At 44.0% G+C, this 21,503-nt stretch carries 16 protein-coding genes; 9 read left to right on the top strand and 7 right to left on the bottom strand.

Translation table 11 applies throughout. From position 1 onward, the window contains the following. Nucleotides 1–53 precede the first annotated feature (53 nt). The 3 genes from AACT52_RS26230 to AACT52_RS26220 all read left to right on the top strand — a co-directional run bounded on the left by AACT52_RS26230 (nucleotide 54) and on the right by AACT52_RS26220 (nucleotide 3,345). Nucleotides 54–1,283: a DUF4336 domain-containing protein gene (locus AACT52_RS26230; RefSeq protein ID WP_073633966.1), complete on the top strand. Its 1,230-nt coding sequence runs from the start codon at nucleotides 54–56 to the stop codon at nucleotides 1,281–1,283. A 160-nt stretch (nucleotides 1,284–1,443) separates the two neighbouring features. Further along, nucleotides 1,444–2,547 carry an ATP-grasp domain-containing protein gene (locus AACT52_RS26225; protein ID WP_096549312.1) on the top strand — a complete coding sequence of 368 codons (1,104 nt, stop codon included), beginning with the start codon at nucleotides 1,444–1,446 and terminating at the stop codon, nucleotides 2,545–2,547. Between the two features lie 216 nt (nucleotides 2,548–2,763). Then, nucleotides 2,764–3,345 (top strand): hypothetical protein, encoded by a 582-nt coding sequence (locus AACT52_RS26220; protein ID WP_073633964.1) that lies wholly within the window; start codon nucleotides 2,764–2,766, stop codon nucleotides 3,343–3,345. Nucleotides 3,346–3,465: 120 nt separating this feature from the next. Here the strand turns inward: AACT52_RS26220 and AACT52_RS26215 are convergent, their stop codons facing one another. The 3 genes from AACT52_RS26215 to AACT52_RS26205 all read right to left on the bottom strand — a co-directional run bounded on the left by AACT52_RS26215 (nucleotide 3,466) and on the right by AACT52_RS26205 (nucleotide 6,992). Continuing rightward, nucleotides 3,466–4,749 carry an RNA-guided endonuclease InsQ/TnpB family protein gene (locus AACT52_RS26215; protein WP_096549311.1) on the bottom strand — a complete coding sequence of 428 codons (1,284 nt, stop codon included), beginning with the start codon at nucleotides 4,747–4,749 and terminating at the stop codon, nucleotides 3,466–3,468. A gap of 226 nt (nucleotides 4,750–4,975) precedes the next feature. After that, nucleotides 4,976–6,109, bottom strand: coding sequence for an acyltransferase family protein (locus tag AACT52_RS26210; protein ID WP_073633963.1), 1,134 nt, complete (start codon nucleotides 6,107–6,109; stop codon nucleotides 4,976–4,978). Between the two features lie 190 nt (nucleotides 6,110–6,299). Further along, complete coding sequence (locus AACT52_RS26205; protein WP_198940997.1) at nucleotides 6,300–6,992, bottom strand: class I SAM-dependent methyltransferase; 693 nt, start codon at nucleotides 6,990–6,992, stop codon at nucleotides 6,300–6,302. Nucleotides 6,993–7,099: 107 nt separating this feature from the next. Between AACT52_RS26205 and AACT52_RS26200 the strand changes: the two genes are divergently transcribed. After that, nucleotides 7,100–7,558, top strand: coding sequence for a peroxiredoxin (locus tag AACT52_RS26200; protein WP_073633961.1), 459 nt, complete (start codon nucleotides 7,100–7,102; stop codon nucleotides 7,556–7,558). Between the two features lie 91 nt (nucleotides 7,559–7,649). Here AACT52_RS26200 and hpf read toward each other — a convergent pair whose 3' ends face one another. Beyond that, nucleotides 7,650–8,306, bottom strand: a complete 657-nt coding sequence (hpf, locus tag AACT52_RS26195) for a ribosome hibernation-promoting factor, HPF/YfiA family (RefSeq protein WP_073633960.1) — start codon at nucleotides 8,304–8,306, stop codon at nucleotides 7,650–7,652. A gap of 570 nt (nucleotides 8,307–8,876) precedes the next feature. Between hpf and lipB the strand changes: the two genes are divergently transcribed. Continuing rightward, nucleotides 8,877–9,530: a lipoyl(octanoyl) transferase LipB gene (gene lipB, locus AACT52_RS26190; RefSeq protein WP_073633959.1), complete on the top strand. Its 654-nt coding sequence runs from the start codon at nucleotides 8,877–8,879 to the stop codon at nucleotides 9,528–9,530. 48 nt (nucleotides 9,531–9,578) lie between these two features. Then, a complete protein-coding gene (locus AACT52_RS26185) occupies nucleotides 9,579–9,710 on the top strand; it encodes a hypothetical protein (protein ID WP_272937120.1) in 132 nt (43 codons plus the stop codon). 348 nt (nucleotides 9,711–10,058) lie between these two features. Here the strand turns inward: AACT52_RS26185 and ligA are convergent, their stop codons facing one another. The 3 genes from ligA to AACT52_RS26170 form a co-directional block, all read right to left on the bottom strand. Beyond that, entirely contained in the window at nucleotides 10,059–12,107 is a 2,049-nt protein-coding gene (gene ligA / locus AACT52_RS26180; RefSeq protein WP_073633958.1) for an NAD-dependent DNA ligase LigA, read from the bottom strand. Between the two features lie 421 nt (nucleotides 12,108–12,528). Further along, nucleotides 12,529–13,635: a glutamate--cysteine ligase gene (locus tag AACT52_RS26175; RefSeq protein ID WP_073633957.1), complete on the bottom strand. Its 1,107-nt coding sequence runs from the start codon at nucleotides 13,633–13,635 to the stop codon at nucleotides 12,529–12,531. A gap of 40 nt (nucleotides 13,636–13,675) precedes the next feature. Next, nucleotides 13,676–14,494: a class I SAM-dependent methyltransferase gene (locus AACT52_RS26170; protein ID WP_073633956.1), complete on the bottom strand. Its 819-nt coding sequence runs from the start codon at nucleotides 14,492–14,494 to the stop codon at nucleotides 13,676–13,678. Nucleotides 14,495–15,256: 762 nt separating this feature from the next. Here AACT52_RS26170 and AACT52_RS26165 point away from each other — a divergent pair. The 3 genes from AACT52_RS26165 (at nucleotide 15,257) to AACT52_RS26155 (ending at nucleotide 21,388) form a co-directional block, all read left to right on the top strand. Continuing rightward, nucleotides 15,257–15,949 carry a Mo-dependent nitrogenase C-terminal domain-containing protein gene (locus AACT52_RS26165; RefSeq protein WP_073633955.1) on the top strand — a complete coding sequence of 231 codons (693 nt, stop codon included), beginning with the start codon at nucleotides 15,257–15,259 and terminating at the stop codon, nucleotides 15,947–15,949. 150 nt (nucleotides 15,950–16,099) lie between these two features. Beyond that, a complete protein-coding gene (obgE, locus tag AACT52_RS26160) occupies nucleotides 16,100–17,128 on the top strand; it encodes a GTPase ObgE (protein WP_073633954.1) in 1,029 nt (342 codons plus the stop codon). 507 nt (nucleotides 17,129–17,635) lie between these two features. Further along, complete coding sequence (locus tag AACT52_RS26155; RefSeq protein WP_083630561.1) at nucleotides 17,636–21,388, top strand: MHYT domain-containing protein; 3,753 nt, start codon at nucleotides 17,636–17,638, stop codon at nucleotides 21,386–21,388. Nucleotides 21,389–21,503: the final 115 nt, after the last annotated feature.

Below are 21,503 nucleotides of genomic sequence, written 5' to 3'. Positions count from 1 at the left end.
ATAACTTTTGCGAGAAGTCTATTGGAAAGGAACACTTCCGGGGTAGAAGGACGATGAACTCACAGGAACGTCACTCGAAGGTACAGGCACAGGAGCATCCGAGAGATTGGTCATGGCCGTTTTGGCCTGCTGTACCACTCTACCCCTACAACAAGCGGCGGACACTTCGCAGGGAAATAGTTCAGGATACTATCTGGACATTTGACCAGCTTCAAGGCATCCTCTACACCGTCGTGCCAATTCGTATGACCGTCGTCAAGCTCGCTGCGGGTGGTCTCCTGGTCTATGCACCCGTTGCTCCGACGACCGAGTGTATCCGCTTAGTGAACGAATTGGTGGCTGTTCACGGTGATGTTAAGTACATCATCCTGCCAACCAGTTCTGGTTTGGAGCATAAGGTCTTCGTTGGTCCTTTCGCCAGACGCTTTCCAAGCGCACAGGTTTTCGTCGCACCGCACCAGTGGAGTTTTCCATTCAACCTACCACTGAGTTGGCTTGGCTTTCCCCAAAAACGGACTCAGGTGTTACCAGAGGATAGCAAACAAGCTCCCTTTGCTGACGAGTTTGACTATGCAGTGCTGGACATCAACCTGGGACGGGGTTCTTTTGCAGAAGTTGCAATGTTTCACAAGCGATCGCGCACTTTACTTGTGACAGATTCTGTCCTATCCGTGCCAGAAGAACCACCGGCGATCGTCCAATTAGATCCATACCCCTTGCTGTTTCATGCCAGGGAGAATGCCGTGGAAGTCATCGAAGACAATGAAGCAAACCGTCGCAAGGGATGGCAACGCATCTCATTATTTGCAATTTACTTGCGTCCAAGTGTGTTGGAGACAGCTGGAGTAGGGCAGACGTTACGGGATGCTCTCAAAGCACCGAATAGGTCCCCAAAAGCATACTTTGGCTTATTTCCGTTTCGATGGAAAGAAAATTGGCACCAGTCATTTGATGCCCTACGAGGAAATGGGCGTCCATTTGTGGCACCGATTCTGCAAACCCTTATTCTTCCCCAGGCACCAACACAAGTGCTTAACTGGGCTGATAAGGTTGCAACTTGGGATTTTGGGCGGATTATTTCCTGTCATTTTGACTCACCAATTCAGACTAGTCCACATGAATTCCGGCAAGCATTTGCTTTCCTTGAGAAGAACTCGGGAACTGAGAATCTATCTAGAAGCTTAAACCAGCCCCTGCTTGAGGAAGATTTAAGATTCATCAGGGAACTTGAGGCAAATCTGATCCAGCGGGGTATCGCGACACCACCTAGAGAGAAGGTTTGAGGTGTCCGGGCGAAAATTGGTTCTTCAAGGGCAGATACCATCACATTATTTCAATATCTATCTAAAGATATATTTTTCTTATTTTTATCTGATGAGATTATAATCTCAAGTTTGCTATATTTCGTCAGTTTTCAGTTAACCTAATAGTACCGATTGAAAAGTGACTCACTATAAAATTTTCAACCATGACATCATGGTCTGCACCCATGAGTCTGTGATAGGTAATCATCTTTATTCTGGTAGGGTGCTAGGTTTGACTGAACCAGAGGATATTATTCAGCTGCACCCAGATTTAAAATCGCAATGGAATATTATTACCGAACATTATGGACGGATAGGTTTAAGCCATAGCAAAAATGTCATCTGGGACGTTTCGCTAAAAGTCTTGGAAGACTATCCTAACCATAACGTTTCCCTTTTTTTCTTCGGCAATACTACAAGCAAAGCCGATTGTGATGAAGATTGGTTTCGCCAGCTAGATTCCGACTGGTTGAACGCGGTTAAGTTTATGAACTGCAAGAACAACTTTATAAAGCTTGCACAAGAGATGGGAGTTAGCGTTCCTCTAACGTTTTGTTTTCAAAACAAGGCTGCTATCAAAGATTTATCTGAGTTTCCCTATCCGTGTTATTTCAAGCCTACCATTTCTGTTGATGGTGCCGGGATTAGCCGATGTGAAAACCAACAACAGCTTTCCAAAATTCTGAAAACGTTTCCCGATGAAATACCTTTGCAAATCCAGGAGGAAGTCACAGCTTCCTCCTTTTTAAATTTGCAATACTGTGTTGAAGCTTCAAAGCTTCAACGTCTCGCCGTAACTTCTCAAATACTTGATGGCTACGCCCATATAGGCAATCGCTATCCCAGTACGCATCAACCTTGGGAAACTGTTGAACCAATAGCCGAATGGATGGCGCAACGTGGAATGAAAGAGGTCTTTGCTTTTGATGTTGCTGTCGTGGAAGATGCAACACAAACGCGTTATCTGGCGATCGAGTGCAATCCACGCTTTAATGGCGCATCATATCCCACAGGTATTGCTAAGAAGCTCAATATGCTCAGCTGGAGCTGCGAAACCTTCAAGACGCAATATTCCTCACTCGAAAACCTTGATTTAAGTGAAATTGAGTTTAATCCTGAAAGCAATACGGGTGTTGTGCTGGTCAACTGGGGCACTATTCTGGTTGGAAAAATTAGTATCTTGCTTGCTGGAACTGTTCAAAAGCAGAATGAACTAAGAGCCTATTTGAAACAGCGATTTTGAGCGGGTGACATACTCCCTGTACTCTTTATGGGATAGGGCAGTGCGCTCCGCGCAATCGCTACTGGTATTTATCAGGACTTGATATTAGATGTTGCTTCGATTGGAAAACAATACGAGTCTCTTGCTGTGCCGATTTTAATAAAAATTTAAGCTCTTCTGGAGCACAAGCAATTATTGTCTTTATTGACTGTAATCACATCAAACACAGGGGCAGTGATGATAACTCGTAAAACTTTCACCGTGTTGACAATTTGTGCTTTGTCAGCGCTCACCATTCCGGATGCCCTTTTCCCACGTTTCGCAGAGGCTCAACTTGTGACGGATGCAAGTCATAACCAAACGGATTGTCGTAAATCAATCGTCGGTACATACTCCGTGAGAACGTTTCTTAATGGCGACTTTGTAGGACGTAGAGTGATAACGCTGACTGAAGACGGCAACTTTTTTGCCATTGACTCGAACCAAGGGGGGAATCAGGGCGTCCCCAGCGCCGCTCAGTCCTTCCCCAACAATCGTTTCACCAGTGGACAAGGCGTTTGGAAGTGTACTGAAAAGGGAGAAATTACCGCCACGGCACTCAACTTCAATTTTCCTTCTCCGGAAAGCGCACAGCCCGTCACGACTGGTCGAGCCGATTATCGTGCGACGTTTAATCCAAAGACTCACACAGTGCAAGGGACATTTGAAATTCGTACCTTCGACCTAAGCCAAAATCCCCTAGACGATAATGTTCCGGTGGGCGAGGGTGAACCGTTCAGGTTTACCTTCACTGGGGAACGCGTCACTATCCGGAACTAGCAACTAGCAGCACCCCATCAACTACATCAGTTTCTGCTGGCAAGTAGTGAAATTCCTTATCTGAGATCATGTGACATCCTCCCGACGCTGACCTTACGGTACAGCGCGGGCTTCCCAATCTTACGGTTGGGCATTCCTGGTTCTTCTGCCTCCCTTACGAGAGTCAGATTTCGCCTCTGACCTAGATGAAGTTTCCTCCACCCCCGGCAGACCGACTGCACAGGCAGTTTCCATTCCGCAGAGTCCCTGCGTACTAATAAGCTCAAGACCACGTTGTCGCACTACTTCAGCAGCAGCGTGATCTCTGTCTGTTTTATAGCCACAAAAGTAACATTCGTGTATTCGTTGCGATAAGTCTTTTTTTCCAGTTTCCTCCAAACACATTGGACAAGTCTGAGACGTGCCATTCGGATTAACCTTCGCAAAGAATACACCCTTTTTCCAGCACACAAATTCAAGGATATTCAAGAACTGTCCAAAAGCAGCGTCGAGAGTATGTTTACACAACATTCCTCGACTCATTGCTTTCAAATTCAAATCTTCAGCAAATATCATCCCTACTTGCTTGTCGGAACACAGATGGTGTGCCGTCTTGTAGTGGTAGTTTTTGCGTGAGAAGGCTATATTGTTGTGATGCTTGGCAACCTTAGAGCGAGCTTTCTCGTAATTTGCAGACCGTTTCGTCTTTCTAGATAATCGGCGTTGGAGCAATTTCAGCTTCCTTTGCTTGTCTACAAAGAACCTGGGTCTACCGATGAATTCTCGCTCAGACGTTGTCAAGAATTTATTAAGCCCTAGATCAATCCCCACCGCTCGACCATGTGGTTGAACAGTAGGGATTTTTACATCGGATTCAATTGTGATCACAGCTTCCCATCGTACTGCTTTACGGATGATTCTTAGCTGTTTAACAACAAATCCTTCTGGGATTGGTCGATGTAAGTTAATCCGTACCAATCCTAATTTAGGAATCTTAACCTGCCACCCAGTAATAGCATCGGGAGCTATCTGAGGAAACAAGATTGATTTGAGTTGCCCGTACTTTTTGAATCTTGGAAGGCCAAATCCTCGTTTTTGAAAGAATTCCCAAGCATCGTGAAGTCGCCTGATGTTGGTTTGCAATACTTGTGATGGAACTTCACCAAGCCTTGGATATTCTTTCTTTGCCTGAGGCAGGGCATTTTGTTGCCGATAGTATCCAGGAAATGGAGCATCGGCGGCAATGATATATTCTGACGACACAGAACAACGATCTACTGCACACTTGCGTGAATTAGACCAATCTTTGATTTCTCCCAGAGCATAGTTGTAACTACCACGACATATCTCTAGCCAGTCAAGAAGCTTAGCTTCTTGCTCAGCATCTGGATATAGTCGGTAGGTGTAGTTTAGAACTAGGCTCATGAATCAGGTTTTTATCAACGAAAACCATATTAACACGAAAACTCCAGATTCTAAATACCAATATTGGGGACATCGAGTCCCCAATATTGGCATGAGGGGTCCGTGTATCCCGACGCTGACCTTGCATGTACAGCGCGGGACTTACCGCCCCTCAAACTCCCCGTAAGTTAAACCTGTTGGCATAAGCTGAGGTGCAACTCTTGCCTTATGCCAAACTGCCTGGATCTCAAACTTTAAAAAACCATTGTCGCTGATACATTCCATAAGCAACTGCTACCAACACTAATACAGTGACAATCGCGAACAAAAAAGAACCATTCGCTGCCCCAGCCCAAGAGGCAAACAAATTTTGGTAAATCCAATTATAAGTGCTGGGAGCATTCTCCCCAGACCCAACTTTGGTTCTTACCAAGATTTTAATCAGCAGTACAGAAGCAACGAAAAGGGAGATGGCATTTAATCCCATCACTTCAAAGGGTTTACTCCAGCGCCGCACCCGTCGTACTTCAATCAGTTCATAACAAGCTGCAAGTAACAATAATGCCCAACCACTAACGAAAACTACATAAGAACTCGTCCACAGCTTTTTATTAATTGGGAACGTCCAGCCCCATGCCCAACCGATAATTAAGCAACCTATACCAAATAATACTAAACCTATGCTTGTACGAGATTTGACTGGCTGAGTGCGTATCCATTGTCCGGCAAAATAACCAGCCAGCACACTAACAACAGCGGGAATCGTGCTAAAAAGTCCCTCTGGATCTCCTAGATTATTAAAACCATCGCCTTTATAAAGATGTGCTTGAGGAATGATCAAGCGGTCTATGTAAGCACCTAAATTTCCCTCCCGCGTCAGCACTCCAACACCATAACCGGGAACTGGCACATACATCATTGCTAACCAGTAACCGATGAGTAATACCCCTGCTAGTATCCATTGTCCTTTACGAGGGAGGTTGAGAACTGCAACGGAAGCAAGTAGGTATGTCAGGCTGATGCGTTGCAACACTCCCATAAAACGGATAGTACTCAAATCAAAAGTCCAAGGACCTTTATTCCAAAAGCCATTGAGTAATAACCCCAAAGCAAATAAAATCGCGGCGCGGCGCAAGATACGCCAGTAAACAGGTGCTGTAGGTTTGTTGTTGTCGGTGTACTTTGACAATGAGAAAGTCATCGCCACACCGATAATAAATAAAAAGAAAGGAAAGACTAAATCAGTTGGTGTGCAGCCATGCCATTCTGCATGGAGTAGTGGAGGGTAAACATTAGGTTCAGCAATACTCGCCATGTTGACAAGAATCATGGCAGCAATAGTCATGCCGCGAAAAACATCAAGTGAAGTCAGACGACCCATAAATGGAATTTTGGAGCAAATACTCTAAAATGTAGAACTTAGATTTCTGGTTATAACAGCCACAAGTCCAAAATACAATAAAATCCCCTGCTAGCCATTGTGGTAGGGAGAATAATGATTAAAGAAATCGTTGCTTTTTACTCTATCATTGACATTGACGACATTCTAAAAGCTATGGAGTACAAAGCTCTCAAATCCGACCGACAAAGAAGGCTACACACCCTACTACTCGTACAGAATAATCGTGGAAGTTTTCTTTCAGGACGCTCTCTAAATCTGTGAGATTATCGTCAGTATTGCTAAAAATTCCTTTTGAATTGTAAGTTTTCATCAAAGTCTTTGCAAGAAGATTTTGTCTGACATCTTGACCCAAAATTGTTGTTCCAAAAATCACCCCGCGATGATTATTGACCAGGGGTTTCAAATTCCTAAAAACAACACTTTTGCTTAAGAGATTGCCAGGAAGACAATGGAGCAAGTAATTGAGAGCGATCGAGTCAAAACTTGCCGATTCAATCTGAATCGGTTCTAGTATATTAGCAATGTAAGTTTTAGGGCTGTAATGGCGCAGGCGTTTCGCTGTGGTCTGTATGCTGTTTGGGTTTAAATCCACAAGCGTAATAGACGGATTGTTGGTTGGAAATCTGCACTTATCCAAAAAATATCCTGTCCCTACACCTACATCCAAATGCTTTGCTGAAATATGCTCGTTATAGAAATCAAGTATCAGTCGCGAAGGACATTGCCAGATGAACGTATTCGAGAAACCTAACACATACAGGTCATAGATTGACAAAATTTGCTTGCTATAGATGGCAGCGCCTGCGGCTACTGCATTGTCATATGCTGTCTGTGGCTGGTCATAATCAGGTTTCATGTGCATACAGGCAATTAAGATAAATTTGTGAAGCAACACACAAGTTAAAATTTTCTTAACACAAATTGTGCATCAAGTACCCCACTCACCTGTAATTTTTTTCTTTTAAATCTATGCCAGTCAAAGTAGGAGACACAGCTCCCGATTTCACATTACCATCCCAGAATGGTACACCAGTAAGCCTCAATAATTTTCGTGGCAAACCAGTCATCCTGTATTTTTACCCCAAAGATGACACACCAGGGTGTACGGCTCAATCGTGTGCCTTTCGCGACCAATATGAGGTATTCAAAACAGCTGGTGCAGAAGTCATCGGTGTGAGTGGCGACTCACCCGAATCTCACCAAAAGTTTGCTGCCAAGTACCAGTTGCCTTTTACCCTTTTAAGCGATAAAGGCGACCAAGTGCGGAAGCAATACGGTGCAACCGCAGCTTTTGGTTTAATCCCTGGTCGTGTGACTTATGTCATTGACCCACAAGGGACTGTGCGATATGTCTTCGACTCAATGTTTAACTTTAAAGGTCACGTTGAGGAAGCACTCAAAACGTTGCAACAACTGCAAACAGCCTAAGTACAGCTAGTCAGAAATTCGTAGCGTTTTAGTTTGTAGTAAGCGCTTTAGCGCTTACTACGAACTTTTCGTTCTCAAAATTGATAGACTACTACATCCTATTCTGGAAAGACTTCTCCGGCATAGGAACATAACCATTAGCTGTCTTCCCGTTCTTGCCGTTCTTGCCGTTGGTATGAATATTACGGGGTTGAATCACACCATAACCGCCGTGATTACGTTCGTAAATGACATTGATTTCGCCAGTTTCAGCATTAAGGAACATATAAAAGTCGTGTCCCACCAATTGCAAATGTTCTAAAGCTTCTGCCATAGTCATCGGTGGCATGGCAAAATATTTGCAGCGGACAACTTCTTCAGGCAGTTCCGGAGTGCGATCGCCAATTAAATCTGTCACGACTGTCGGTTGGACAGTTCCTTCGATTGTCTCTTGGGCGTGTGTTTTCTTCTCTTGACGCCGTTCTTTGTATTTACGCAGCCGACGGGCTATTTTATCTGCCACCAAGTCTATGCTGGCGTATAGGTTCTCGCTACTCTCTTCCGCACGGATGACACTGCCATTGGCATAAATAGTGACTTCAGCCGCCTGCCTGGGATTAATTCGGGGATTACGCGCTACGCTTAGATGCACATCCACTTCATTTGTGATGTTTTGATAATGATTTACTGCTTTTTCAATCTTTTGATGCACGTAATCCCTAATTGCCTCGGTGATTTCAATATTTTTGCCGTGGATGACAAGCTTCATGTAAACTCTCCCGCTCAATGTATGTAAATTTGGTTTGGGATAAAAAGGAATTGCGGTAAGGTGTATCACTGCCGCCAGAACCAATCTTGAACAGATTTAGACTTACTGCCGGTACGACGCCTACCCTAAGCCCACCAAAACCGAGTTTTTGTGCGTTTACCCTGTATTTACCTACGACGAATCTCTGCTGTGATTCCAATTGGTTGAAAAGCAACTGGATGTCCACGCAGACATCGTAAGTTATCTCCTTGGTGGAGGCTTAATTGTTTTTCCTAAAAAACACAAGTCTTTTTGCACTTCTTAATCTTGTATTTTATGTCAACCATCGTTTAGGCGTCATCAGCCAGTACATCCGTTATTATTTTCTTGGCGTGACGGTTATTGCAGAGAATTCCTCCCAACACCATTGAGGTTATATATATTCAAAACTAGCACCTTGTATTTTGCAAAACCAATTCCCTTGACTTTCCTTTAAAATCCTTTGCATAGCTTGACATTCTTTGACTCCTATTAGTCATATGAGATACATTTTGCTCTCTATTCTGATTCAGTTTTTCCTTAATTCGTAATATGTCTTTGCACAAACGCCGATGTTTCTTATATAACCAAGCAGTGATACCATACTCAGATGCACTCTTGTGGCAGCGCACTCTCCTAGCTGAGCGCATTAAAAACCCCAGCTTAGATGACGTGCTAATATTGCTAGAACATCCGCCCGTCTACACTTTGGGGCAAGGAGCCAGTTCAGAATTTCTCAAATTTGACTCCACTCAAACGATGTATGAAGTCCATCGAGTTGAACGAGGCGGCGAAGTCACATACCACTGTCCCGGTCAACTGGTAGGATATCCAATTTTAAATTTGCAACATTACCGTAAAGACCTCCACTGGTACTTGCGCCAACTAGAAGAAGTACTAATTCGTACGCTCAAAATTTACGGATTACAAGGAGAACGCAATCCTGGTTTCACTGGTGTTTGGTTAGAAGGGCGTAAAGTCGCTGCTATCGGTATTAAAGTTAGCCGTTGGATTACGATGCATGGCTTTGCATTAAATGTCTGTCCTGACATGACAGGATTTGAGCATATTGTACCCTGCGGTATTACTGATAAGCCTGTAGGTAGTTTAGCTCAATGGATTCCTGACATTTCCTTGTTAGAGGTACGCTCTCACGTAGCGCAGTGCTTCGCAGAAGTTTTTGATGTGGAACTGGTCACAGGCTAAAATCAGAGAGTAAACGCTACGTGTCATCCTACTGGAGAGGGAGTTTATTTGGGGAATAAGAAAGATATCCAGCAGGTAGAAGCTGTTGCCAAAGAATTCCGTATGACAGAAGAAGAGAGAAGAGAATTTGGCGATTTTTTAGAAGAAGAAAAAGCCATTGGTAATATCATGTCCGAATGAACACTTATAAAAAACGAACAACCTCACCCGCCTTCGGCACCCTCTCCTTATTAAGGAGAGGGTTATGGATATAAATTAATATTGCTCCCAAATAGTGAAGACAATGTTGACTTACTTTACTGGGAAATGTTCACTCCTTATCAGATGGTTCTCAAGGTTGGTCCTGGTGCAAGATGGTCTTATATTAGTTCCAACAGTAGAGCGAATGTTTACTCGTAGGTTGGGTGGCACTTTTCTAGAAAAGCTTAATAGCGGTTCTCAGTTTTTTATAGCAGGAGAAAAGTAGACTTTCAAGACAAGTCTTTTCCTCTCCTCCTCTGCGTCCTTGGCGTCTTGGCGGTTCGTTAGTTAATCCTGCAACAACTCCAACAATTGCCCTTCACTCAACTGCGCAATACCCAACTCTTGCGCCTTTACCAACTTAGAACCAGCATCTTCGCCTGTAACCAGATAATCTGTTTTCTTACTCACAGAATCCGTCACCTTACCACCAGCTTTTTGAATCAACGCCTTTGCTTCATCCCGCTTCAGCGTAGGAAGCGTACCAGTAATCACAAAAGTTTTACCAGCCAACTTTTGCTGACTCTGACTCACCGCTGTTTCTTCCACTGCACTCGCAAATTGCAACCCAGCATCTTGCAAGCGAGAAATCAAAGTTTGATTCGCACCGATGCGGAACCACTGGTGTACAGATTGGGCAATTTCCTCACCGATACCGTGAACAGTTTCAATATCAGCTTGCGAAGCTTGCGCCAACTGTTCCACCGTGGGAAACTTCTGTGTCAACAATTGAGCATTCACGCTGCCAACGTGACGAATACCCAAACCATACAACACCCGCGACCAAGGTTGGTTTTTCGATTGAGCGATCGCCTCCACCAACTTCTGTGCCGACTTTTTCCCCATTCGTTCTAATGCATACAAACTATCTTCTGTCAAGTTGTATAAATCGGCAACAGAATGCACCACTCCTCTATCCACGAGTTGATGCACCAGTTTTTCGCCCATACCTCGAATATCCAAAGCATCGCGACTCACCCAATGTTCAATCGCCCCCTTAAGAATAGCTGGACACGAAGCATTGACGCAGCGAGTCACCGCCTCTCCCGTTTCCCTGACCACAGGTTGACCGCAAACCGGACACTGGGAGGGCATGACAAAGGGGTTGGTATGATCAGGACGGAGTTCTTTGAGAACCTGCACCACTTCCGGAATAATTTCTCCAGCTTTGCGAACAATAACTGTATCGCCAATGCGGATATCTAATTGAGCAACGCGGTCAGCATTATGTAGGGTAGCACGGGAAACCGTTGTTCCCGCCAGTTGCACCGGACGCATTTCTGCAAGTGGAGTCAGCGCCCCCGTTCTTCCGACGTTCACAGCAATATTTTCCACGCGCGTGGGTGCTTCTTCTGCTGCATACTTCAGCGCCACTGCCCAACGGGGGAACTTTTGTGTAAACCCAAGTTGTTCCTGAAGCTTAAAAGAATTCAGCTTCACCACCACCCCATCTGTCATGTAGGGCAAATTCAATCTTTCCGTGTCCCAGTATTCGTAATACTGGGCAACATCTTGTAGAGAAGGACACAGTTTGTGGTTAGGGTTGACGCGAAATCCCATCTTTTGTAACAGTTCCAGCGCTTCCCACTGAGTATTAGCAATACTGGCATCATCCAACCCTGGAATGTGCAGCGTGTAGGCAAAGAAATCTAACCGCCGTCGGGCGACAATTTTGGAGTCCAGTTGCCTGAGGGTTCCCGCTGCAGCGTTTCGAGGATTTGCAAAGACTGTTTCACCGGCTTTTTGCCTTTCCTCATTAATTTGTTTAAACACTTCTAAGGGCAAAAACGCCTCACCCCGCACTTCCACCCTCTCTGGTAGAGAGTTTGCATCCAACGTTTCTACATTTAACCGTAAGGGAATTGAGCGAATTGTCCGTGCATTTTGGGTAATGTCTTCACCCGTAACCCCATCACCCCTTGTTGCACCTCTGGTAAGAACACCGTTTTCATATGTCAATGCTAAGGCAGAACCGTCAATTTTCAGCTCGCACACATATTCCACCTCACCTACGTTGGGTGCTTGTCGCCGCCAACGTTGCTCCCATGCCTTTAATTCTTCAATGTTAAACGCATTTTCTAAACTATATAGTGGAATATTATGGCGTACCGAGATAAATTGGGTTGCTGGTCTTTCTCCCACCCGTTGAGTCGGGCTATCAGGTGTCAGCAATTCTGGATGCTGATTTTCCAGCTGTTGCAATTCTCGATAGAGGCGGTCATAAACTGCGTCCTCCATGATGGGTGAATCGAGGGCATAGTAGGCGTAACTAGCCTTTTGTAGTAGTTGTCTCAGTTCTTGAACACGCTGTTTGGCTTCTGTGTTTGTCGCTTGCACCAAATTTATCTCCCTTAATCAATAGCGACTAGATATCAGCCGTCTGCCTTTTTAGGGATTGATATCATGTTCGCTTAATTGCCCATAATAAAACTTCTTTGTAGTAACGACTTCAGTCCTTGCTTTGTCGGTAAAGAGGACTAAAGTCCCTACTACGAATTTCCGCAGGGTTATATAACCGGACATGATATGAGTTAGTTGGCAAGTCACCCCAACACCCAAAAAGCTGACAGCTGGTAGCTAGTAGCTAATAGCTTAATCAAATTTAACAAGCATCGTCCTCTACTTCCTAGTAGAAGCACGTTCTACCTTTGAGAATTCTTGTGGGGTGGACAGTCCGCGCATCAACAGTTATCAGTCAACAGTCAACAGTCAACAGTAAACAGTGAACATTTAATAACTGATAACTGCTTGAAAAGCGCTAGAAATGTGCTGAATAAGTCTGTCTCAGTACCTGTTCTATCACACCTACCCTCTGGAAAACCTCAATCAGTTTATGCGCCGGAGTTCTTCGCTTTTGGAGAAGAATTTTAAGCGGCGCTAACAAATGAACATCTGGATCGTCTGCAAGCGCAACTTCAGCTGCTTGCAAAACTTGGGTGGCGATCGCAAAAATATCTTCGTTGTCAAATCCTTCTTGCGCCGAGAGTTGGTGCAAGGCTGTATGGGGTGTCGTTGCTCTACCCATCAGCGATTCGTCTAAAATAAGACCTTTCAACAATGTTAACAAACTAGCATAAATAGAAAAATCAGCACAACTATCAAACGCCTTAAATTCGATACGACCTACTTCTGCTGGGATACGTGCTATTTTCGTCAATGAAGGGACACTCTTAATCAGTTGTTCCTGTTTCTCTACAAAAACCAGCGTTGCTGGTCTTTTTCCTGTCCTAATAAACGTTCGTACTGACAGTCCTTGCCACAACTCACCTTTATAAAAAGGAGAACTATAACTAAAAGGAACGATGTAGGGACTGTAATAAGTCAGCTTTCTGCCAATATCAATTAGATGTTCAACAGGCAAATCAGCTACTGAAATATTTAAATCTGGTCCATATGTCACCATGTGAATGTTGGCAGTTTGCTCTTCCGGATCACCCTGTAATTGTCTTATTTCATAATCATTTAATGGTGGATCAGGCTGATAAACAGTACGGTACGGATTAAAACTGACTAAAATCGGCGAAAAACCAAATTGTGCAGCAACCTCACACAGCAGATGAAAACTTTCTGATAATTCAGCAATAGTGCTTTGAATGTTAGAGTGTATAGTTGTTCTAATTTCGATGCCTTTAGGAACACAATCAATAACTTGTTCGGAATCTGCAAAACGTTCAAATCCCTCAATATACCATCTTTTTTTCCTAATCCCCGCATCTCCAAGACGCAATTGAAGATAGTCATTGGGATATATGGGAAGTTGTTTAACAATTTGATGGAAATCATCAAATTTTGTACAGGAAAAATCAGCAAATTTCCCTTCTTGATTTAGGAAAGCCACTTCATGCTCGATACCGAAATAGAACATTATGATGTATGCCCCTGTGTAAACTTTAAATGACTTGAATTCAACCTAATTTCACTAAAGCCAAGCGATAGGAATTCCGTAGGGGAGGAATATAGGAAAATAGCAAGCGATATATCAGAGGAAAACGTTGCAGATATTTAGCTGGTAAGTCTGCAAAAGTACAGGCTTCCATCACTTGATATCGAGAGTCCCAGTTTTTAATCTGGTGAATATCTGAGATATTCCAAACCAACTTTGCTGAGGTGTGTTTTAGTGTTCCATGTCTTTTTTGATTCTTTACAAATAATCGAGATACAGAATCAAAGGCAAACCAAGAACCTGGAAAATGCTCTAAAAGATTGGCGAACAACTGCTTGACCTGCTGTTCGTTAAAATACATCAACACCCCTTCTGCGACAAACAGACAAAGTTCTGCACTCACCGCTTTGACACTCGCTATCCAGTCTGTTTCTAAAGCAGAAGCGGTAATAAACTTACGGCGTTCTGTTTCCTCAAAAAACTGCTTTCTCAGTCTCATTGAATCTGGCAAGTCTAAATCAAACCAGCGGACTTCGCCGTTATCCACTCGTTCAAAGCGCGTGTTCAGTCCTGCACCAATCTCGACAACTGAACCTTGGGGATGCTGTTTAAGGTAAGTGCGTACCCAGTTGTCAAGTATCAGCCCTCGCAAACAGCAGCCTACTTGAGACATTTTTGCAGTAGCCAATTTATCAAAATCGTAATCAATTGCCTCAAGTATCTCAGCTGATTTGGAGTCGCAGATAATGGGGTCAGGTTGCTGTAGTTCAGCAGCTCTTGCCCAAAGGGTAAGGAGTAGTGTTTCTTGTACGATGCCTAAGTCAACTTTGGTTTTAGTCATCAACACCTCGACTGGATTGCTTGATTTGCTGTTTGTTGTTTTAAGTAGAAAAAATTTTCAATACTTCCTTCAGACGGATTGTACCGCAAGATAGTGCTAAATGCTGAGTATCAAGTGCTAAGTAGAGTACGCAAGACCGTGCTGAATGCTGAGTAGGGTACAAGAAATTATCGAAAAAATAACTCAAAACTTATTGCTCAGTACTTAGGAATCTTAAAGGCTTTGGCAATAAGCACCACAGTTTGTCATTTAACCACAGGTTAATATAGACGTGAGAGTTGCTTGAGGCGTGAGTTTGTCAACGACCCACAACTAGTAGTCGTGGGCTTAGCGCCCATCTTCTAGTTTGCAGTTGACCCAGCTCACGTACTTCGTGTACTACGGTCTTCAGCAAGTGTTCAAGTCCTACCTTGAGCGGAGAGTGCCAGTCCCAAGCTCTAGAAGTCAAGGATTAAACAGGTCTATGGGGTTAAGCCAGTGTCCTTGACATAGTACCGACTGCTAACTTTGCCGTTCGCGAAGCGGAACCTTTTAGGTTCGGCTAACTTTACCCTTCGGGTTCAACAGTTCCCTACGGCGGGAAACCCGCCTGCAGGACTGTTTCACTGGAGTAGCACCTGCGTTCCCGGCATACAGGGAAGGGATAGATACTACTCCTCTGTCTATCCTCCCCGATTAGGGGACGGCAGCTTAATTCTGCCTTTGTTGTGTTTCCTCCCATCCCGCGTATGTGATGGGTTTCCACACTTACCGTGAGGTTTTATGACAAGTGCTGTGAAATCTCCTTATACCAGCGAACAAATTGCCGCTTGGCTACGTGGACTACTCACCATTGCTTGGGCTGATGGTGACTTCGATGCCCAAGAACAGGAATTAATTGCCACCATCACCGAAGATGACCTGGCTCCTGGCATCAAAATAGAGTCATTAGACCCAATAGAACCAGAGGAATTAGCCGCTGTTTTGGGGAAAGGTACAAAAACAGCAGAAAATTTCTTACGCACAGCAGTTATGGTGGCGATCGCAGACGGTACATATTCTTCTAGCGAGGACTATCTGCTGCACCAGTTGTGCCAAGCCCTAGAACAGCCAGAGGATCTCTTAGAAGCCCTCCGTCACACCGTCGAACACCCACAGCCGCAGGTTTCCGGAACGACGACTCCAATTCCCTTACAACCTGCACCAACAAAGCGTCAAATTGATGCACTGCGCCCTATGCGCGACTGGCTTGACAAGCTAGACATCCAAGACCCCAGAGTTGCTCGTTTTTTATGTAAAATGATACCTAACCAGTGTCCCTTCGAGCGTGATGTCACGCTGTTCAAACGCAAAATTGTTCACATCCCCCCGTTGTGCAAACTCAACCCACTCTATGAACAACTTGTGGGCTTACGTTTCCGCGCTCTATCCTATCTTGCGGATGACTGCGGTGAGGATGTTTCGCCATATATCTAAGTGCTGAGTCCTGAGTGCTGAGTCCTGAGTTACAAGTAAAGAATCAGGTGAGCCTTTGGTTTTAACCAAAGACAAAGTGAGGAGTTCGTGAAAAACTTATAATTTATAACTCATGACTATAACTCATGACTCATAACTCAGGACTCTATTATGCAATTCATCGACCAAGCAAAAATTGAAGTTGAAGCAGGAAAGGGAGGCGATGGAATTGTCGCCTTTCGGAGAGAAAAGTACGTGCCAGCTGGTGGTCCGGCTGGGGGGAATGGGGGAAAAGGCGGTTCAGTATTGTTAGTTGCTGCACAAAACCTGCAAACATTGCTTGACTTTAGATATAACCACCGCTTTCAGGCAGAAAACGGTTCTCGTGGGGGACCAAATAATTGCACAGGGGCAAATGGCAAGGATTTGATCATCGAGGTTCCCTGCGGTACCGTTGTTTATAATGCGGAAACTGATGAGATACTGGGGGATTTGGTCGAACCTGGGCAAACTTTAGTGGTTGCTCTTGGCGGTAAAGGTGGACTGGGAAACAAGTATTTCTTAAGTAACCGCAACCGCGCCCCTGAGTACGCCCTCCCAGGACTACCTGGGGAAATCAAGTCACTCCGTTTGGAATTGAAACTCTTAGCGGAGGTAGGGATTATTGGGTTGCCAAATGCCGGAAAATCAACTTTGATTTCAGCTTTATCCGCCGCACGTCCCAAAATTGCTGACTACCCCTTTACCACCCTCATTCCAAATTTGGGTGTCGTGCGCAAGCCCAGCGGAGATGGTACGGTTTTTGCTGATATTCCTGGACTCATTGAGGGTGCTTCCCAAGGAGCAGGGCTGGGACACGATTTTTTGCGTCACATTGAGCGCACACGGGTACTGCTACATCTGATTGATGCAACTAGCGATGATGTGGTTGCAGATTATAACACAATTCAAGAAGAATTGCAAGCATACGGACGGGGTTTAGTAGAGCGTCCCCAACTTTTGGCACTGAGTAAAATTGATGCTGTTGATAGGGAAACAAAGGATTTGGAAGCGCTAGCGACACAGCTCAATCACCTCTCCTACTCCCCTGTTTTCCTAATCTCGGCAGTTACGGGTGCTGGTCTGGAACCAATGTTACAGCACGTTTGGTCAATTCTTGACCAACTTAATGCTCCTGAAGTTAGCGAAAGGATGTTGTAAAGATTCTCTTTTAGTAGAAACACTCTTGACAATACATTTGAGAGAATTACATAACTACTATTACTAATTCTCCATGACTAGGACCTTTATCCGACCCTTCTGTAGTTTCCCCTTACCAAGGCAAGGGGGAACGCCGAAACCGAGGTAATTATTAAGCTCATCGTTACAAAGAATTGGTATAGCTGTGATGGGAAATCACAAAATTAACTTTCTACGTGAAATTACGTATTTATTCCCGAAGTAAAATAGATTTCCTCATCGTTTTCTTACTTAAAGCTCATTGATAAATATAGAGTTTTTACATAATGCAGATGATGTGGAGGATAGGATTTATCTGAGATTGCAGCTGGAAACAAGCATAAATTGAGAAAATAATGTTATTAAGTGCTTCTATAAATTAAAAATGCCCAGTAGGGTATATTCCTGCATCCCTAAAAAATATAAGTATGACACTTCCTGAAAATAGCCAGATCAAACTTCAGTCATCGGTTAGGTGCATAAAAAAATATGTATAGCGAACTGACAGGGACGTATAAATTAGAACTAGTAATACTTTCCTTGGCGATCGCAGTTATTTCCTCGTATACAGCCTTAGACTTATCACGACGAGTGCTGGTTTCTAGCAAATGGAGGCGTTTGCTGTGGCTATTGGGGGGATCTGTAGCTATGGGAACAGGCATTTGGTCAATGCACTTTGTTGCCATGCTCGCTTTTGAATTGCCTCAGCCTGTAAGTTACGATGTATCGATCACTGTGGTTTCTCTGTTATGTGCAGTCCTAGCTTCTGGCATCGGTTTATTCTTACTCTCGCATTTTATTTCAACACCGCTTGTCATTGGTGGTGGCGTTTGTATGGGAGTTGCCATTGCTGGTATGCACTACACAGGCATGGCAGCTATGCGACTTCAGGCGAAGATTGAGTATGACTTAATTTTAGTCAGTTTGTCAGTTGCCATTGCAATTATTGCCTCTTTTGCAGCTCTTTGGCTGGCATTTAGGCTGCAAAAAAATCCAGACTTGAAAGGGGTAATATGGCAGAAAGTTGGCAGCGCTTTTTTAATGGGAATTGCCATCACTGGGATGCACTACACTGGAATGTGGGCAACTCACTTTATCGCCTACAAAAATTTATCAAAAGTGGAATCTCCTGTCATAAGTCAGCCCTGGTTGGCTATTGCCATTAGCATTTCGACATTATTCGTCTTAACTTTAGCTTTATTAACTTCTCTATTCGACCAGCATTTAACAGCTCAGTTATTACAACAAAAAGCTTTAGAGGAAAGTGAAAAACGCTTTCGGACGCTGATTCGAGAGATGCAAGTGGGAGTCTTGTTGCTTAATTGCAATGGCAAAATTCTGATCAGCAATCAAGCAGCAGAAAATCTCCTCAATCTCGATCCTAAGAATAAACAGCCCCAGGTCTTTGGTGCAGGTTGGTTGTTGTTGCGTGAAGATGGTACGCCTCTGCCAGAAAAAGAACGACCCGTGTACAAAGCAATAACCCTACAAAAACCGATTCACAATATAGTCATGGGGATTGAAGATCCCAAAAGCCAACAGCAACGCTGGTTGTTAGTGAATGCAGATCCTCAGATGGCAAATGATGGTAGCGTAGACAGAGTCGTCTGCACTTTTAGCGATATCACTCAAAGAAAGCAAGTTGAAGCGACACTGCAATTGATTGTTGAGGGAACAGCTTATACAACTGGTAATGAGTTTTTTCGCTCGTGCGTACGCTATATTGCCCAAGTTTTACAAGTTCGTTACGCTTTTGTCAGTGAGTTTACTAATGAGGCGAAAGCTCAACTTCGTACTCTGGCATTTTGGAATGGTGTTGACTTAGGTGAAAACTTCGAGTACAATATAGCCGCTATTACCGATGAACACTGTAAACCAGTCTTTGGCGGAGTTGACGACAACGTTTCAGTGGTTATACGTAGAGAGCAAGATGTCGGCAAGTCGAATCTTTACAGTTATTTGCTGCCCCTAGTTGACTCGAACGGGGAGGTTATCGGTTACTTGGTGGTGATGGATGTCAAACCATTAGAGATTGATTTGGGCAAAGAGTCAATTTTACAAATTTTTGCGGCTCGTGCAGGAGCTGAACTAGAACGGAAACTTGCAGAAGAATTGCTTGCTCAAAGTGCAGAACGAGAAAGGGCAATTGCCTTTGTGATTCAACGGATGCGTCAAACTCTGGAAATTGATCAAATTTTCAGTGCGACAACGCAAGAGTTGCGACAAGCTTTAAAGTGCGATCGCGTCCTTGTTTATCGCTTTCATCCTGATTGGAGTGGAGAATTTGTCTCCGAGTCAGTAGCAGAAGGTTGGAAAGCACTGATAGGGGAACAAAAAAATCAACCCGAATTGACAGAGGTTGCTGTCAACCAAGACAATTGCGCTATTAAAGGTTTTGGGGATGTAGATAAGATCATACAAGACACCTATCTGTACAACACCCAAGGCGGTATTTACCGTTCTGGCATAAACTATCGCTGCGTTTCGGATATTTACGAGGCTGGTTTTGACTCTTGTTACCTTGAATTATTAGAACAATTTCAAGCAAGGGCTTATCTCACAGTTCCTATCTTTTGCAGCAATCAACTGTGGGGTTTGCTAGGAGTGTATCAAAATTTTGCTCCTCGTTATTGGAAAGAAGCAGAAATAAAAATGGTGGTTCAGATTGGGGCACAGTTGGGAGTGGCAATCCAACAGGCAGAATTGTTAGCACAAACGCAGCAGCAGTCAACCGAACTCAAACAAGCTAAGGAAATCGCTGATAAAGCTAACCGTGCTAAAAGCGAATTTTTAGCAAATATGAGCCACGAACTGAGAACGCCACTCAATGCAATCCTTGGCTTTAGCCAACTGATGAACCGCGACTCCTCCATAAAAGCAGAGCATCAGCAATTCCTGAAAATCATTAATCGTAGTGGCGAACATCTGTTGGAGTTAATTAACGACATTTTACAGATGTCTAAAATCGAAGCAGGACGCATCACATATAATGAGAATAATTTTGATTTACATCGGTTGCTCGATAGTTTAGAGGGCATGCTCAAACTCAAGGCTCAATCCAAGAGTTTAAACCTAGTCTTTGAGCGTACCCCCGAAGTGCCGCAATATATCACAACTGATGAAAGTAAACTGCGTCAGGTATTGATTAACTTACTGGACAATGCCATCAAATTTACAGAAATTGGGAGTGTAATTTTGCGGGTGTCGCTCACAGATGCGGCAACTGGGGATATAGACGAAGATACGGAAGAGGGAGGAGTTTTTTCTCCCCCTTACACCTTACAGTTCGAGGTAACAGACACTGGTCCTGGTATTGATCCTGATGAGTTCAATAAATTATTTCAAGCCTTTGGACAAACCACAACTGGGTTAAAATCTGGTCAAGGTACTGGGTTGGGTTTATCCATCACTCAAAAGTTCGTGGAAATCATGGGTGGGCAAATCCAGGTTAGCAGTACCTTGGGGGTTGGAACTCAGTTTACCTTTTTTATTCCAGCGCGTCAGGCAACAGAAGCGAAAACACAAACTCTTGAGTTCACGAGTGACAAAGTCATAGGTTTAGCTCCCCAGCAACCAAGTTATCGGATTTTAGTTGTCGAGGATAAGCAAACCAACCGTATGCTATTAGTCAAGCTGCTGAACAGCTTAGGCTTTCAAGTACAGGAAGCCACCAACGGTCAAGATGCTCTCACTGTTTGGGAAATATGGCAACCTCACTTGATTTTTATGGATATGCGGATGCCAGTGATGGATGGCTATGAGGCAACTAGATTGATTAAGGCAAGGGAGAAGCAGATGAAACAGATGCTTCCTCATCCTCACCAAACCATCATCATCGCCCTCACGGCAAGCGCCTTTGAAGAAGAAAAACACAAAATATTGACCGCTGGTTGTGACAATATCTTGAGTAAACCGTTTCAAGAACAAGATTTACTCACAGAAATAAGCAAATACTTGGGTGTGCGATATCTTTACCAAGAACACACTCCAAATGCAGATATCACTTCACCGATTCATGAGGTTGTTCGCAATTCTGCTAACTTGGCTGCTGAGATAGCAAGTATGCCTGCTGAGTGGATACAACAGCTTGACAATGCTGCTAGCCAAGGCAATGATTTGCTGATTGTTCAACTTATGGAACAAATTCCAGCAGACAAAGTAGATTTGATCGAGGCTTTGAAAGTTTTGGTTGAAAATTTCGACTTTGAGCAAGTCATAGCACTGACTCAATCAAAAAAATGATCAGCATTTTTGAATCGGCTGAGAACCGATTCAGGGCGGGCAGGACAGCATTGGTGTCAACTTATATCAGGTTCGGTTGATTACTTATCATTCCTGAAGAACCCCCTCCCCCTAT

It is taken from the genome of Scytonema sp. HK-05, assembly GCF_963872035.1.
Taxonomy (GTDB): Bacteria; Cyanobacteriota; Cyanobacteriia; order Cyanobacteriales; family Nostocaceae; genus Kalymmatonema.
This window is presented reverse-complemented; position numbering and strand designations above follow the sequence as displayed.

Bases quoted from the DNA above. Each gene is read 5' to 3' on its own strand.
- AACT52_RS26210 (WP_073633963.1), bottom strand. From the start codon at position 6,109: ATGGGTCGTCTGACTTCACTTGATGTTTTTCGCGGCATGACTATTGCT.
- AACT52_RS26170 (WP_073633956.1), bottom strand. From the start codon at position 14,494: ATGACTAAAACCAAAGTTGACTTAGGCATCGTACAAGAAACACTACTC.
- AACT52_RS26220 (WP_073633964.1), top strand. From the start codon at position 2,764: ATGATAACTCGTAAAACTTTCACCGTGTTGACAATTTGTGCTTTGTCA.
- AACT52_RS26205 (WP_198940997.1), bottom strand. From the start codon at position 6,992: ATGCACATGAAACCTGATTATGACCAGCCACAGACAGCATATGACAAT.
- AACT52_RS26215 (WP_096549311.1), bottom strand. From the start codon at position 4,749: ATGAGCCTAGTTCTAAACTACACCTACCGACTATATCCAGATGCTGAG.
- AACT52_RS26200 (WP_073633961.1), top strand. From the start codon at position 7,100: ATGCCAGTCAAAGTAGGAGACACAGCTCCCGATTTCACATTACCATCC.
- AACT52_RS26155 (WP_083630561.1), top strand. From the start codon at position 17,636: ATGTATAGCGAACTGACAGGGACGTATAAATTAGAACTAGTAATACTT.
- AACT52_RS26175 (WP_073633957.1), bottom strand. From the start codon at position 13,635: ATGTTCTATTTCGGTATCGAGCATGAAGTGGCTTTCCTAAATCAAGAA.
- AACT52_RS26230 (WP_073633966.1), top strand. From the start codon at position 54: ATGAACTCACAGGAACGTCACTCGAAGGTACAGGCACAGGAGCATCCG.
- AACT52_RS26165 (WP_073633955.1), top strand. From the start codon at position 15,257: ATGACAAGTGCTGTGAAATCTCCTTATACCAGCGAACAAATTGCCGCT.
- hpf (WP_073633960.1), bottom strand. From the start codon at position 8,306: ATGAAGCTTGTCATCCACGGCAAAAATATTGAAATCACCGAGGCAATT.
- obgE (WP_073633954.1), top strand. From the start codon at position 16,100: ATGCAATTCATCGACCAAGCAAAAATTGAAGTTGAAGCAGGAAAGGGA.
- lipB (WP_073633959.1), top strand. From the start codon at position 8,877: ATGTCTTTGCACAAACGCCGATGTTTCTTATATAACCAAGCAGTGATA.